Raw genomic sequence first — 15,352 nt, forward strand, 5'->3', positions numbered from 1 at the left:
AAAGCTTACTTTAATTTAAATTCGGTGCCCTTACTCCTATGGAGTTACCGTTTTAAGTGCAATTTCCAGTACAAAAATCATTTTGTGAGTTTGTGTTACTCAGACGAAACGAACTATAGCTATTCAGATTTACTAGCTTGAAATGGCTCGACCCTCTTTTTAATGCTTTCTATGAGTAAGAAGTCAACCATCAACTAAGCCTATGTCAAGCTGGAAGAATGGAAAATTCCAGTTCAATCTGACCCAGCTTCTAACCTTCCAACTGCCGATTCACACCTGGCTTCAATGAACCATTCTTTCTTTGCAACATTTAATTAATATATTTGTCGCGCTTTTTAAAAAGGGAACATTTGCAACCAACAGATATCAAAAATCCGGAGTATTTTCATAAGGTAGTTGACTGCCAATACGCTTGTCCTGCCCATACCCCGGTTCCGGAATACATCCGCTTGATAGCGGCCGGGAAATATACCGAAGCCTACATGGTTAACTGGGAATCCAATGTGTTTCCGGGTGTTTTGGGTCGCACCTGTGACCGGCCGTGTGAACCAGCCTGCCGTCGAGGTCGTGTTGAGGAAGAGCCTGTCGCAATTTGTCGATTGAAACGAGTTGCTGCCGATCATAAGGGAGACGTAAGTGTCCATATGCCGAAAGGTCCTTTTCCCCCAAATGGCAAGAAGATCGCATTGATTGGTGGTGGACCGGCATCTTTGACCGTTGCACGGGATCTTGCGCCCCTAGGTTATGAAATTCATCTGTATGATGACCAGGAGTTTGGCGGTGGAATGATGCGGAGTCAAATTCCTTCCTTCCGTTTGCCGGATGAGGTGTTGTCTGAAGAAGTAAATTTCATCCTGAATCTAGGCATTCACACACATTTTAAAACTTATGTCAACAGCCTAAAAGAAATTCTTTCAAAAGGCTATGATGCAATTTTTGTTGGAACCGGGGCTCCAAAAGGAAAAGATCTGCCAGACTTACCGGGTCGGTGGGATGCTAAAGAAAACATCCATATCGGAATCCAATGGTTGGCTAATGTGGCATTCGAGCATACTGCTAAAATTGGCAAGAAAGTAATTGTCGTTGGTGGGGGTAATACCGCTATGGACTGCTGTCGAACCTCACGCCGTTTAGGAGGTGAAGAAGTGAAAGTCGTAGTTCGGAGTCCTTTTTCAGAAATGAAGGCATCTCCCTGGGAGAAAGAGGATGCAATGCATGAAGATATCCCAATACTGGATTGTCATGTACCCAAATCATTTGTTGTTGAAAATGGACAACTCAAAGGCATGCGCTTTGAAAAAGTTAAGGCAATAAAAGACGATTCCGGAAAAAGAAAATTAGTCCCATCCGGTGAACCTGAGGTGTTGATTGAAGCGGATGAAATTCTACTGGCTATCGGACAAGAAAATAGTTTTCCATGGATTGAACGGGACTTAGGCATTGAATTTGACCAATGGGAAATGCCTAAAGTAGATGTATTAACTCATCAATCATCCATTCCTAATGTATTTTTTGGTGGTGATGCGGCATTTGGACCAAAAAATGTAATCACTGCAGTTGCCCAGGGGCATCAGGCTGCAATATCAATTGACTTGTATTGTCAAGGTAAAAATCTGACCGAGCGGCTTCATCCAATGGTCAATCTGGTTTCTCAAAAAATGGGAATTCACGAATGGGCATACGACAGTAAAATTGTTGATGATCTTCGATACATCGTTCCACAGGCAGATAAAAAATTAACACTCAAAGACCGCAAGAAAGAAGTTGAATTGGGCTTTGACCTCGAAAACGGATTTAAAGAAGCCCAACGCTGTTTAAACTGCGATGTGCAAACAGTTTTTACAACCAGTCGTTGTATTGAATGTGACGCATGTGTTGACATTTGCCCAACGTCCTGCATTTCTTTTGTCGAAGATGGCGAAGAAATGGATTTGCGTACCCGTCTTTCTGCACCTGCAAACAATCTTACCCAGGATTTATATGTTTCTGAAGTCCTGCCCACCAAACGGGTTATGGTTAAAGATGAAGATGTGTGTTTGCATTGTGGATTGTGTGCCGAACGCTGTCCGACAACTGCATGGGATATGCAAAAATATTTTTATCAAGTTACTAAAGCCGGTTCATGCAAGCACATTCTATAATTAATGATTTTGTTATTCGGTTTGCAAATGTAAATGGTACAGGAAGTGCGAGTGCCAATAACATGTTTGCAAAAGCAATATTTAGAATGGGCATACCTGTAAGTCCTAAAAATATTTTTCCATCTAATATTCAGGGTTTACCTACCTGGTATGAAGTGCGTGTCAACGACCAGTTTTATCTTGGCCGTCGAGATGGCATCGATTTGATGATTTGTGTAAATCCGCAATCAATGCTGCAAGATGTAGCGAGTGTAAAATCCGGTGGTTATTTTATTTATGACAATACGAAACCACTTCACAAGGAATATATTCGGGAAGATATCAATTATATAGGAATTCCATTGACTGAAATTACCATTCAGGAATATACTGATCCACGTCAACGGATGTTGTTTAAAAACATCATTTATGTTGGTGCTTTAGCAGCATTAATTGATGTTGAAATGGATGTGTTGCAACAATTGGTCAACGAACAATTTAAAGGCAAGGAAAAATTAATTCAACCGAATCATCATGCCCTGGATTTAGGGTATCAATACATTCATAAAAATTTTGCACATCCACTGCCCTATCGTTTGGAACGACGCGATCTTTTAAAAGATAAAATATTATTTGAAGGAAATGCAGCAACTGCATTGGGTGCAATTTATGGAGGAGCCACTGTAGCTGCATGGTATCCTATTACACCTTCCACTTCAGTAGTTGATGCATTTGCAGATTATGCTGCTGAATATCGTGTAGATCCTGAAACGAATGAAAATAATTATGCCATCGTCCAGGCAGAAGATGAATTGGCCGCAATGGGTATGGTCATTGGTGCGATGTGGAATGGTGCCCGTGCATTTACAGCAACCAGTGGTCCGGGTGTTTCATTGATGCAGGAATTTTTAGGACTTGCCTATTTTGCTGAAATTCCGGCCGTATTGGTTGATGTGCAACGTACTGGCCCATCAACCGGAATGCCGACTCGAACACAACAATCCGATATTTTAATTGCAGCGCACGCTTCCCATGGAGATACCAAACAAGTTTTATTGTTTCCGAGTTCACCAAAGGAATGTTTTGAATTTGCTGCCTTATCGTTTGACCTTGCAGAACAATTACAAACACCTATCATAATTCTGTCTGATTTGGATTTAGGAATGAATGATCATGTAAGCGATGCATTGGAATGGAAATCAACAACTCAATATCGACGTGGAAAAGTATTGACCGCTGAACAGCTGGATCAAATCGGACGCTTTGGTCGTTATTTAGATTCAGATGGTGATGGAATTCCTTATCGTACGATTCCAGGAACACATCCAACAAAAGGCTCCTTTTTTACAAGAGGTTCTTCAAGAGATGAATATGCAATTTATACGGAAGATGGAAATGCATACAAACGCAACATGGATCGTTTGTTGAAAAAATGGGAGACTATTAAATCCTATGTTCCAAAACCTGAACTCATGCAATCAGAATCGAATGCATCCATGGGCATGTTGTTTTTTGGAACCAGTCATTTTTCATCGGTTGAAGCCCGTGATTTACTTGCTAAAGATGGAATTGAATTGGATGCAATGCGATTACGCGCCTTCCCTTTTACACAAGAGGTATGTGATTTTGTAGAAGATCATGAAATTCTTTTTGTAATCGAACAAAATCGCGATGCACAAATGCGGACTTTATTAATCAACGAACTTGAAATAAATCCGGACAAATTGATTCGCGTGTTGAATTACGATGGAATGCCAATCACTGCTGCACATATTTACAAAGAGATCACCAATTATATTCAAAAAGAAAACAAGAGAAGCAAAGACTTTTCTTTTGAAATGAATGCCTCATGAGTTATATAAAACCAAATTTCAGACATCCGGAATTACCTGTAAATAATTTAGGGTATAAGCGAAAAGATTATGAAGGTTCGTTATCAACCCTTTGTGCCGGATGTGGGCATGACTCCATATCAGGGGCCTTAATTCAGGCATGTTTTGAATTAAACATTGAACCCCATCGTCTAGCTAAACTTTCAGGCATTGGTTGTTCGTCAAAAACACCAACCTATTTTTTAGGCAATTCACATGGTTTTAATTCTGTACATGGCAGAATGCCTAGTGTTGCAACTGGTGCTAATCTCGCCAACAGAGACTTAATCTATCTTGGCGTGTCAGGAGATGGGGACACCGCTTCCATCGGAATGGGACAATTTGTGCATTTAGTTCGACGCAATTTAAACATCACTTACATTGTAATGAACAATGGTTGTTATGGTTTGACGAAAGGACAAGATTCAGCAACTGCAGATAAAGGATCTAAAAGCAAAGCCGGTTCAACCAATCTATTTCAGAATATTGATTTACCAGGTTTAGCTATGGAATTGGGAGCAGGATTTGTAGCTCGTAGTTTTTCTGGTGATAAAGTGCAATTGATTCCTTTAATCAAAGCTGCTTTGGCGCATCCTGGTTTTGCGCTCATCGATGTGATATCTCCTTGTGTAACATTTAACAACAATGTTGGTTCTACTAAATCATATGATTATGTTCGCCATCATATTGATGCAACGGCAACTGTAGATTTTGTGCCCCATGCATCTGAAATTAAAACCGATTATGAAGCAGGTAGCAACAAATTGGTCACCATGCACGATGGTTCACTCATTAAACTCAATAAGTTGCAAGCTGACTGGGATCCAACGAATCGCGATTCGGCAGTACATGCATTGCATGAAGCCAATAAAAATGGTGAAATTTTAACAGGTTTGATCTATATCAATGAAGAAAGTCAGGAGTTACATCAAATATTAAATACAACAAAAAAACCACTCAACGCCTTAACCGAGTCTGAATTGTGTCCTGGCGATAACGCATTAAAATCGATTAACGAAAGTTTACGTTAAACTTTAATAGAGTTTGTCCCGCAGATCTCGCAGATTTACTCTGAAAAGATTTCCTTTCTGCGCTTTTCTGCGAAGTCTGCGGGACAATTAGAATTTCCCGCAGATCTCGCAGATTTACGCAGAAAAAATTTCCATTCTGCGCTTTTCTGCGAAGTCTGTGGGACAAAAAGAATTTCCCGCAGATCTCGCAGATTTACTCTGAAAAGATTTCCATTCTGCGCTTTTCTGCGAAGTCTGTGGGACAAAAAAAATTTCCCGCAAATCTCGCAGATTTACGCAGAAAAGATTTCCTTTCTGCACTTTTCTGCGAAGTCTACGGGACAAAAAGAATTTCCCGCAGATCTCGCTGATTTACGCTGAAGAGATTTCCTTTCTGCGCTTCTCTGCGAAGTCTGCGGGACAAAAAAAAATTCCCGCAGATCTCGCTGATTTACACAGAAAAGATTTCCATTCTGCGTTTTTCTGCGAAGTCTGTGGGACAAAAAGAAATTCCCGCAGATCTCGCAGATTTACGCAGAAAAAATTTCCATTCTGCGCTTTTCTGCGAAGTCTGCGGGACAAAAAATATTTCCCGCAGATCTCGCAGATTTACGCAGAAAAGATTTTCATTCTGCGCTTTTCTGCGAAGTCTGCAGGACAAAAAGAATTTCCTTAAGGTCTTGCAGAATTATAGTTTATTTACTTTCCTAAATATGGCTTTTTCTATTTCGACACAATTAAAATTTACCAACAAACCTAATTTCATTCCGGATAATTTCAAATAGGTCAAAACTTGCTTATGATGAACTTCTGCAAGGTTTTCAACGGATTTAATTTCAATGATTACTTTGTTTTCAACGAGTAAATCAATTCGAAATCCCACTTCCATTTTGACTTCGTCATAAATCACTGGCAATGGCACCTGACAATTTACAATTAAACCATCTTTGCGAATTTCATGTTTCAATGCGGCTTCATATACCGTTTCCAATAATCCCGGACCCAGTGTACGGTATACCCTAAAAATAGCTCCTCTTAATTTATAGGTAATTTCATTTTCTGTCATATCGACTTAATTGAAAATTTTTCTAAACCTAATTTGCAAACCGCAAAAAATTTAGTGGTGGTTCATAGTTCTCCATAGTTTTACAAAAATAGACTGATTCGGACAGCTTAATGTCAAATTATCCGGTTAAAATCGTTTACCTTATTGGGCACCCTAAATCCAATCAGTACGTTTTTAATGCCTCCGGATTGCTGCAAGAACAACTTTTGGTTCAATACCAACAAACTGAATGAATTTTAAAAATAACCGATACCTTTGAAGTTCATATTCCTTCATTATGTTAAAAAATCTGTTTCAAAAAGTATATCCGCATCTGATTGTCATTCTGTTGTTTATCGCAGTCATTTCCTTTTTCTTTGCTCCACACTGGCAAGGAAAAGTGTTACAACAGGGAGACGTTTCAAGTTGGGAAGGATCAGCACGTGAAATATTAGAATATAACAAACAACATCCGGGAGATCCTGCTTTATGGACTGGGACCATGTTTGGAGGGATGCCGGCCTACCAGATATCCACCCCAATGGATTATAATTTCATGATTTATGTGCAAAAGATTTTGGCTTTAGGATTTCTAAGCGGACCCGTTGCCATATTCTTCTTTTGCGCTTTATCATTTTATGTATTGTATTTAGTCCTTGGACTCAGTGTCCCATTTGCCTGCATGGGTGGATTGGGAACGGCTCTGGTAACCGGCAATTTTATCGTATTAGAAGCCGGACACGTTCCTAAACTGATTGTGCTCTCTATGATTGGTTTTATAATCGCCGGCATGATACTTTCATATCGGGGAAACTGGTTGAAAGGCGCTGCATTATTTGCATTAGGAATGGGCATTAATGTGCTCAACAACCACGTGCAAATGAGTTATTATACCATGCTGCTGATGTTGCCACTGGTATTTGCATTTGCAATTCAATTTATTAAAGACAAAGATTTTAAAAACTTTATGATTCCGAGTGGGATCATGGCAGGCATTGTTGTTTTAGCCTTGCTTGCTTCATCCAGTTCAATCCTTCCTACATACGAATATGCCAAAGAAACCATGCGGGGTGGCCACATCTTAAGTAAAAAAACAAACGATGTGACAGGAGATGTAAATACTGCGGGTTTACAATGGGACTATGCTACCAATTGGAGCAATGGAGGCATCGACCTGATGTCTTGTTTAATCCCGGGAGTTGCCGGAGGCGGAACCTCAGAACCTGTAGATGCAAATTCTGAACTATTAAAAAGCTTGCGTAAAAAAGGTTACAATGCACCCAAGCGATTTAAAGCCCCATTGTATTGGGGAGACCTTCCTTTTACCAGTGGCCCATTTTATTTTGGTGCTATCATGTGTTTGCTGTTTGTTCTGGGTTTGTTTATTGTTAAGGGCCCAATCAAATGGTGGATTAGCATTTCAGTCAGTTTGGGTTTGTTGATGTCGATGGGTAAACACTTTGAAACATTAAATCATTTTCTATTTGATTACTTGCCGCTTTACAGTAAATTCAGAGCACCAAGCAGCATCTTGTCTGTTGTATCCTACTTTTTTCCGATCCTGGGAATGATGGCATTGTATCAAATATCAAACGCTGATAAAAAGGATGAATCCATATTAAAAAAATTATATTACAGTCTAGCGATTACAGGAGGTATTTGTTTGTTTTTTGCTTTGTTGGGTCCGAGCTTTTTTGATTTTAAACACAGCTCGGATGCAGGATATGCAAATCAAGGATTGGATACAGACGCATTGATCTCGGATCGTAAATCCTTAATGCAGAGTGATGCATGGAGGTCCCTGATATTCATCGTATTAGCAGCTGGGTTGCTTTGGGCTTATTTAAAGTCTAAAATCCAATTGCGCTATGCTGCGATTGCATTAGGACTCCTAACTCTAATTGATCTCGGTGGCGTAGCTACGCGATATATCAGCAAGGAAGATTTCGTAAGTAAATCTAAAAAAGAACAATCTCAAAAACCACGTCAAGTTGACTCACAAATATTAGGTGACAAAGCAGAATATAGGGTACTCGATCTAACGGTCAATACGTTTAACAGTTCGATGCCGTCTTTCTTTCACAATCACATCGGCGGTTATCATCCGGCAAAATTGCAGCGATATCAGGATTTGATTGATCTTCATATCGAACCTGAAATTCAACAGCTCAATGGTTTTTTGCAAAATTTTACTTCCGACAGCAGTTTAACGAATTCACTTTCCGTATTGAGTGTATTAAACATGCTCAATACAAAATATTTTATCTTAGGTCAGCCAGGAAAAGAAATGCCCTTACCCAATCCATTTGCAATGGGAAATGCCTGGTTGGTACAAAATGTCAAAATGGTTAGTACACCGGATGATGAAATTGCAGAACTCAGTAAAAATAATTTAAACCAATTTGCAATTGTAAATCAGGAATTTGATTCCAAACTAACTCAAAAACAATTTGATGGAAATGGTTCCATTAAATTAACTTCCTACAGTCCAAATAAAATGGTTTATGAAGCAAAATGCAGCGGAAATCAATTAGCTGTATTTTCTGAAATCTGGTATGGTCCGGATTTAGGTTGGCATCTGAGTATTGATGGAAAAGAAGTAGATTTAATCAGGGCAAATTACGTTTTGAGAGCATGTCAGATTCCAGATGGCAAACACCAGATTGTCATGGAATTTAAACCCAAATCGTTTATGCTTGGAAAAAATCTTTCCATGATTTGTTCTTTGTTGTTAATCGGATTAATGGGATTTGTAGCTTATAAAGAATTCATGAAATTAAAATAAGGGGAATTAATATTCCTGATACAAATTCTTGGTAAGAAGTTTGGAATTTAATCTTTTGAAAATTTTAATTATTAATTTCAAACAACGTTTAAATCTAATTCATGATTGTTTGAACCCCAAACCCTTTGAAAGGGGCTTTGAATTTGTATTCAAGTTGTGATTAAAATTTTAAAGTAAAATTTTAACAATATCTATTTTGTTAAAATAAACAACGTACAATTATTATTCATGATTGTTTGAACCCCAAACCCCTTGAAAGGGGCTTTGAATTTGTATTCAATTATGCTTAATATTTTAACAATATCTATATTGTTAAAATAATTTATTCAATCTTACTAATGGAAAAGCCCCTTTCAAGGGGTTTGGGGTTCAGAAGGGACAAGAAATGAAATGAAAATAAATTACTTGTTTTTCTCCAGATAATCACTCATTAAATTTGAAATCGCTGTGGTCAGATTTTTACGTGAATAGTTGGCAATTTTAGCATCATTTTTTGGAAAGGAATTAGTAGCCACCATTTCAAAAAGTCTTTCAAGATTCGAATACAATTGCTCTGCGTCAGTATAATCAGCATTCAAACCTGCTTCCGTTTCCTTCAAAATTGTTACAACATCACTGTTGTTAGGTGAAATTGAATAAATTGGTTTTTGCAAATAAAGGTATTCGAAAAATTTACCGGTAATTACCCCTTTGTTTCCGGGAACACCAACCAACAGAAGGAGGTCAGCTTCAAACAAATAATGCTGCAGTTGCGCGTGTGGCATGGATGCAAGGACTTGCAAAAAAGGAGATAAGCCAGAAACTTTTAATTGAGAAACGATCAATGGATCTATATTCCCAATAAGAATCAACTCAAATTTTTCTGAAATTGCAGGATTGTCACTTAAATAATTTTCCAAAACTTTCCAAAAAATACCTGGGTTGCGATCTGCACTTAACACACCAGCATAAACCATTTTAATTTTAGAATGATCTTTTACAGGATTCTGTTTTGGAAACGTTTCATATCCGTTGGTAATTACACTTACTTCACGATTGACCAATGATTCCAATCCTTTTTTACAATCCGGACTTACTGTCACTACTAAACTGGCTTCCTGCAAAACAGAATGTTCCAGCCGATGGTGTATTCTTTTTGAAAGCTTGCTTAAGTTGAGTTGTTTAAACGAATAAATTTGTGTCCAGGGATCCCGAAAATCAGCCAGCCAGGGAATATCCAATCGACGTTTTAATGAACGTGCGATTAAATGGGTACTGTGAGGAGGACCTGTACTAACTATAAAATCGACCGGGTGTTTTTTTAAATAGTTTTCCAATAAATGTACGGAAGGACGGATCCAAAACATTCGTGCATCCGGAATAAAGAAATTTCCACGGATCCACAGTAAGAACCGCTTAAACCAGGAACCGCGTTCCATTTCAGAAAAAATGCTTGGATTGACCTGTTCCTTCTTACCGGATAGCTTTTTAAATAAGGCATAAGGTTCCCAAATCGGGCCTTTTATCACTTCCAAATGATCCGGTATATGTTGCTGCAAACTTGAATCTGTATAGGGATACTCCCCATTTTGAACCGTATAAATGATTGGTTCCCAATTAGCATCCCGGAGATATTTCGTAAAATACAACCACCGCTGGACGCCCGACCCACCGGAAGGTGGCCAATAATAAGTGATAATGAGAACGCGTTTCAATGTTGCAGTACTTATAGCTAGATTGTACGGGTAAAATTAAGCTTTGAAATGCTGAATGGGAGAAATGTTTTAGTATTGAAACACCAAGGATTGGATCAGCAAGCCTTGAAGAAAATGGTTTCCTTCACTTTTTATAACTTTGCCCCGATACATGTGTGGTTTAGCTGGAATTTTTAATCTGGATGGAGCATCTATAAACAGTCAGGATCTGTTAAAAATGACCCGGATCATCCGTCATCGGGGTCCGGATGATGAAGGCTATTTACTAATCCATACTGCCAACAAAAACATCCATCACCATGTACACGATGACACCATTTCAGAAATAAAAGCAAACTCATCCGTATTGCCAAATCATACCAATTGCAATCTTGGCATCGGATACAGACGGCTTGCAATCATCGATCTTTCTGCCAAAGGACATCAACCCATGGCAGACCCCTCGGGTCAAATTTGGTTGAGTTTCAACGGAGAAATTTACAATTATATTGAAATTCGTGAGGAATTGATCAAGCTGGGCCATCAATTTAGAACAAACAGCGATTCTGAAGTCTTAATACATGCGTATTTACAATGGAATGAACAATGCCTTGGAAAATTTATTGGCATGTTTGCGTTTGTTATCTATGACAATCGGTCCAGTAGTCTATTTATTGCAAGAGATCGCATGGGGATCAAGCCATTTAATTATTTTTTTGATGGCAATCAATTTATTTGGGCTTCTGAAGAAAAACAAATCGCTGCTATTATCCCAAACAAAATCAGTCCAAATCGTCAGGCGTTATTAGAATTTCTTCAATGGAATCGTCAATTTGAAACCTCGGCAACTTTTATAACTGAAATTCAACAATTGCCTGCTGCACATTATGCAATTGTTTCTTTAAAAGGCATCGAACTAAAAAAATATTGGGACATCCCAATGGCTTCAGAACGAGAAATGCTGAATGAATCCAATTCCTGTAATTCCATACAAGCGTTATTAAGTGATTCTATTAAATTGCGTTTGCGCAGCGATGTGCCTTTGGGTATTGCTTTAAGTGGCGGCATTGATTCTTCTTCAATCTGTTGCCTGGCAAGAAAATTAACCAATCAATCCATACGCACCTTTTCTGTATTTTATGAAGGTAAACAGTATGATGAGCGAAGTTACATTCAAGCTGTTTTAGACCAGGGTGGATTTCAATCTACATTTCAAACAGGTAGTAAAGAAATTACTGTTGAAGAATTGGCAGCATGGACATATCATCAAGATGCCCCAACTGCAGGAGGGAGTCCCTTCTCTGCATTTTTAAATTATCGCAATGTCCGTCAGGCAGGTATCATTGTATTACTCAATGGACAAGGTGGTGATGAATTGTTTGCCGGCTATCCTTATTTTTATAAATATTATTTGGCGCAATGTTATCAGCAAGGCAATATCATGGAAATCCTGAAAACGACTGCAGCCTTAGCCTTTCAACAAGGCTTCAAAACTGCCATATCGCATAATTATCTTGCGAAACAACGATTGCAGTTAGATTCAGTTGCACTTAGAAAATTAGAACATAAAAAATATGCATCATCTAACTTGTATCCTGAAACGCAGATGCAAATAAATTTGCACACAAATCGCTCCTTGCTATCAACGGCCTTACAAAACGCAATTCAAATTACCCACTTACCGCACATGTTGCATTGGGAAGACCGAAATTCAATGGCTAATTCAATTGAGAGCCGTGTTCCGTTTTTAGATCATCGGTTGGTTGAAAAATCATTTTATATACCCGATCAATTAAAATTGCATCAAGGTGAAACAAAATACATCTTACGAGAAAGCATGAAACCCTATGTTCCAGAGATTATTCTTAAACGGAAAGATAAAATTGGATTTGCAACTCCAACTTCTTATTGGACACATACTGTTTTAAAATCAGCGATAATGGATATGGTTCATAGTTCAGGTTTCTTATCGAGAGATTGGTGGCACGGCAAACAGATACAAGATCGGCTTACAAAAGATATCAATCAATTCGGCGAAAACGAATTGTGGAAAATTTTCACCAGCGAATTGTGGTACCAATCGACTTTCCAAACGAACCCATAAATTAATCTTCGTGCAAACCAATCCCAGTTTAAAGAGAATTCAAGAAGTAGCATTTCAATTGCAAGATGATTTGTTGCAACTTGATATCGATGCATTGGATGTTTCTGAAAGTGTTAAAAGTTATTTTCGATATGATCTTACGAAGTTGAGTTATGTAAGTAAATGCAATGCATTTATCCTATATCACTTATTATTGAATCAGAATTCAAAGAAATCAAATGCGATTATAGTAGATCATGGAGCTGGTATCGGTTTGTTTTCGTTTCTGGTTAAAAGAATGGGTTATACCTGTATCAGTCACGATTTATTTGATGAGTACCTTGATGGCATTCGAAAAATTGGTACTGCGCTCAATGCGCGCCCGGATTATTTTGTATTAGGTGATACCAATGCTTTAATAGCGTATTGTCATTTCCATGACTTAAGCATTCTTGGTTTGGCTTCCCGCAATGTAATCGAACACTTACCCGATTACCGAGAATTTTTTAATGATATTGCTGGTTTGGGATCTGAAGGTTTTAGTGTGGTAATCACTACGTCTGCCAACATACACAATCCATTGGTAAAAAGACTGCATTTAAAAATACATAAAGAATATGAATACAAAGGCAGTCGGGTTGATATGGACCACCCGGATTTGGATGAATCACTCAGTGGCGTTCAATTGCGTTCTGAGTTGATAAGAAATCATTTCCCTCAATTAGATTCCGAAACAATCAGAAGGCTTGCCATTTTAAATCGCAGCTATATCGAAAAAGATATATTAAAACGCACTCAACATTTTATTCAATCCGGCAACTGGTCTGCTCCTCCAATTGAATCAAGCAATACCTGTGATCCAATTACTGGAGCCTGGGTTGAACGCCTGGTAGCTTATTCAGACTATCAAAATGCAGCAGAATCAGCAGGATTTTCAATAGAAGCATTGCCGGGTTTTTATAATACGAATTATGCTTCTTTTTTAAAAAATTGCATTTCCATTGTGCTAAATGGATTGCTTAAGTTTAAACATCCTTTCGTTTTGAATTTGTCACCTTTTCTTGCCATGAAACTAACCAAAAAGTAAATGAACTTTTACAAAACTAGTTTTATGAGTGGCCTGTCTGCTGTGATCAATATGATTACCGGCCTGATAATAACAAAGTTGAGTGCAAAAATAATCGGTCCGGTTGGTACCGCTTACATTGGAAAATTTGGAAACATCTCCGGATTGATTCTCATCATTGCAACTGCTTCAATTGCAACCGGGATCGTAAAATATGTTTCTGAACACAAAGACAACAAACAGAAACTAAAAGAAATAATTCAAACTGCCTTTAGTATTATTGGAATTGGTTCGTTGATTTGTTGTCTTTTTGTATTAGTCAGTTCAAGCTATCTGAATCAAGCTGCATTTAAAGATCAGGATTTTAAAATTGTATTTATACTGTATGGTTGTTTCTTGATACTCATTTCACTTCAAGTATTAATCACAGGGATATTAAATGGTTTGGGTGAAATCAATAAACTAACTTATGTCAACATAGCTGCTTCTTTATTAAATTTAATCACTACGCTGATTCTTATAACAAAGTACAATGTAATTGGAGCCCTGCTTTCGAATTCACTGTTTGCACTATTCTCTACCTTAACCGGAATGATCGCATTAAGTAAATTGAAATTTCTAAATAGAGAATTTTTCAAATTTCATTTGAATTTGGAATTTGCAAAACAGTTGATTAAATATGGAGTCTTTTCAGCAGTTACATCTTTTAGCTGGATGTGGTCGATGATAATAATCCGTGAAATGGTTGAATGGAATCTGAGTATTACCGATGCCGGATTGTGGCAAGCGATGTTTAGCCTTTCAGATCGCTATTTAGCTGTTATTACCGGCACGATGGTCGTTTATTTTATTCCAAAACTTTCTGGCATTTCAGAAACAGCTGAATTGGTTCGAGAAATCCGAAAAGCATTTAAACGGATCATTCCGGTAATGATTCTTATAGCTGGGAGTATCTGGCTTTGCCGTGATCTGATTATATCAATCTTATTAGCGGAAACCTTCAGACCCATGCGTGTTTTATTTGGATTTCAAATGATGGGGGATGTGTTTCGGATTTCTGCGCTCATACTGAGTTATATCATCACATCAAAAGCCATGTTTAGAAGTGGCTTAAAAGCAGATCTATCCTTTCATGCATTATTAATAGTCTGCACTTATTTTTGTCTCAAACAATTTGGTTTGATAGGCTGTAGCTATGCTTACGCAATTGCTTGTTTACTTTATTTCTGCATTTATCTGATTATTTTTAAAGACCTCATCGTACTTATCAAAAAAAGTGTATTGCCAAAGCCTTGGAAACAACAGATGGGGATGAAGGGATGAGGGGATGAAGGCTGAGGGGCTGTTGGGCTGAGGGGCTGTTAGGGAGGAGGGATGAATGGCTGTGGAATTCTAGACAAAGTACAACTACTAACTCCTGAATACTGACCACTGACCACTAATTTTGGGGCTGAGGGGCTGATAGACTGTTGGACTGTTGGACTGTTGGACTGTTGGACTGTTAGGGAGGAGGTTTCCAGTGACCCACTGACCACTAACTCCTGACCACTGATTTTGGGACTGATGGACTGTTAGAGAGGAGGGTTATCGGTATTTTGAGCATTTTTGAATTTTTGTCTACTGACTACTGACTCCTAACTGCTGATTACTGATTTTGGGGCTGAAGGACTGTTGGGCTGGAATTTACCTTTCGGGTAGT

At 38.3% G+C, this 15,352-nt stretch carries 9 protein-coding genes; 7 read left to right on the forward strand and 2 right to left on the reverse strand.

The window, feature by feature from the left end; all coding sequences use genetic code 11:
* Positions 1 to 350: 350 nt before the first annotated feature.
* The 3 genes from IPJ80_00940 to IPJ80_00950 are packed head-to-tail and all read left to right on the forward strand — an operon-like array spanning position 351 to position 5,022.
* Positions 351 to 2,141, forward strand: coding sequence for an FAD-dependent oxidoreductase (locus IPJ80_00940; GenBank protein ID MBK7912048.1), 1,791 nt, complete (start codon positions 351 to 353; stop codon positions 2,139 to 2,141).
* Positions 2,123 to 3,973, forward strand: a complete 1,851-nt coding sequence (locus IPJ80_00945; protein MBK7912049.1) for a 2-oxoacid:acceptor oxidoreductase subunit alpha — start codon at positions 2,123 to 2,125, stop codon at positions 3,971 to 3,973. Before IPJ80_00940 ends, IPJ80_00945 begins: the two co-directional genes overlap by 19 nt.
* Positions 3,970 to 5,022, forward strand: a complete 1,053-nt coding sequence (locus IPJ80_00950; protein ID MBK7912050.1) for a 2-oxoacid:ferredoxin oxidoreductase subunit beta — start codon at positions 3,970 to 3,972, stop codon at positions 5,020 to 5,022. Before IPJ80_00945 ends, IPJ80_00950 begins: the two co-directional genes overlap by 4 nt.
* A gap of 667 nt (positions 5,023 to 5,689) precedes the next feature.
* Here the strand turns inward: IPJ80_00950 and IPJ80_00955 are convergent.
* Positions 5,690 to 6,067, reverse strand: a complete 378-nt coding sequence (locus tag IPJ80_00955) for a GxxExxY protein (protein ID MBK7912051.1) — start codon at positions 6,065 to 6,067, stop codon at positions 5,690 to 5,692.
* Between the two features lie 277 nt (positions 6,068 to 6,344).
* Here IPJ80_00955 and IPJ80_00960 point away from each other — a divergent pair, with 277 nt between their 5' ends.
* Positions 6,345 to 8,831, forward strand: coding sequence for a YfhO family protein (locus tag IPJ80_00960; GenBank protein ID MBK7912052.1), 2,487 nt, complete (start codon positions 6,345 to 6,347; stop codon positions 8,829 to 8,831).
* 401 nt (positions 8,832 to 9,232) lie between these two features.
* On the opposite strand, the gene IPJ80_00965 is transcribed toward IPJ80_00960, so the two are convergent.
* Entirely contained in the window at positions 9,233 to 10,525 is a 1,293-nt protein-coding gene (locus tag IPJ80_00965; GenBank protein ID MBK7912053.1) for a glycosyltransferase, read from the reverse strand.
* A gap of 151 nt (positions 10,526 to 10,676) precedes the next feature.
* On the opposite strand from IPJ80_00965, the gene asnB reads away from it, so the two are divergent.
* The 3 genes from asnB to IPJ80_00980 are packed head-to-tail and all read left to right on the forward strand — an operon-like array spanning position 10,677 to position 14,976.
* Positions 10,677 to 12,608, forward strand: coding sequence for an asparagine synthase (glutamine-hydrolyzing) (gene asnB / locus IPJ80_00970; GenBank protein ID MBK7912054.1), 1,932 nt, complete (start codon positions 10,677 to 10,679; stop codon positions 12,606 to 12,608).
* A 10-nt stretch (positions 12,609 to 12,618) separates the two neighbouring features.
* Entirely contained in the window at positions 12,619 to 13,674 is a 1,056-nt protein-coding gene (locus tag IPJ80_00975) for a hypothetical protein (GenBank protein MBK7912055.1), read from the forward strand.
* Positions 13,675 to 13,698: 24 nt separating this feature from the next.
* Positions 13,699 to 14,976 (forward strand): O-antigen translocase, encoded by a 1,278-nt coding sequence (locus IPJ80_00980; GenBank protein ID MBK7912056.1) that lies wholly within the window; start codon positions 13,699 to 13,701, stop codon positions 14,974 to 14,976.
* Positions 14,977 to 15,352: the final 376 nt, after the last annotated feature.

The sequence above is a fragment of the Saprospiraceae bacterium genome (assembly GCA_016714025.1).
In the GTDB taxonomy this organism is placed as follows: domain Bacteria; phylum Bacteroidota; class Bacteroidia; order Chitinophagales; family Saprospiraceae; genus Vicinibacter.

Excerpts from the sequence above, each read along its gene's own strand:
- IPJ80_00950 (MBK7912050.1), top strand. The coding sequence starts at position 3,970 with ATGAGTTATATAAAACCAAATTTCAGACATCCGGAATTACCTGTAAAT.
- IPJ80_00960 (MBK7912052.1), top strand. The coding sequence starts at position 6,345 with ATGTTAAAAAATCTGTTTCAAAAAGTATATCCGCATCTGATTGTCATT.
- asnB (MBK7912054.1), top strand. The coding sequence starts at position 10,677 with ATGTGTGGTTTAGCTGGAATTTTTAATCTGGATGGAGCATCTATAAAC.
- IPJ80_00980 (MBK7912056.1), top strand. The coding sequence starts at position 13,699 with ATGAGTGGCCTGTCTGCTGTGATCAATATGATTACCGGCCTGATAATA.
- IPJ80_00955 (MBK7912051.1), bottom strand. The coding sequence starts at position 6,067 with ATGACAGAAAATGAAATTACCTATAAATTAAGAGGAGCTATTTTTAGG.
- IPJ80_00945 (MBK7912049.1), top strand. The coding sequence starts at position 2,123 with ATGCAAGCACATTCTATAATTAATGATTTTGTTATTCGGTTTGCAAAT.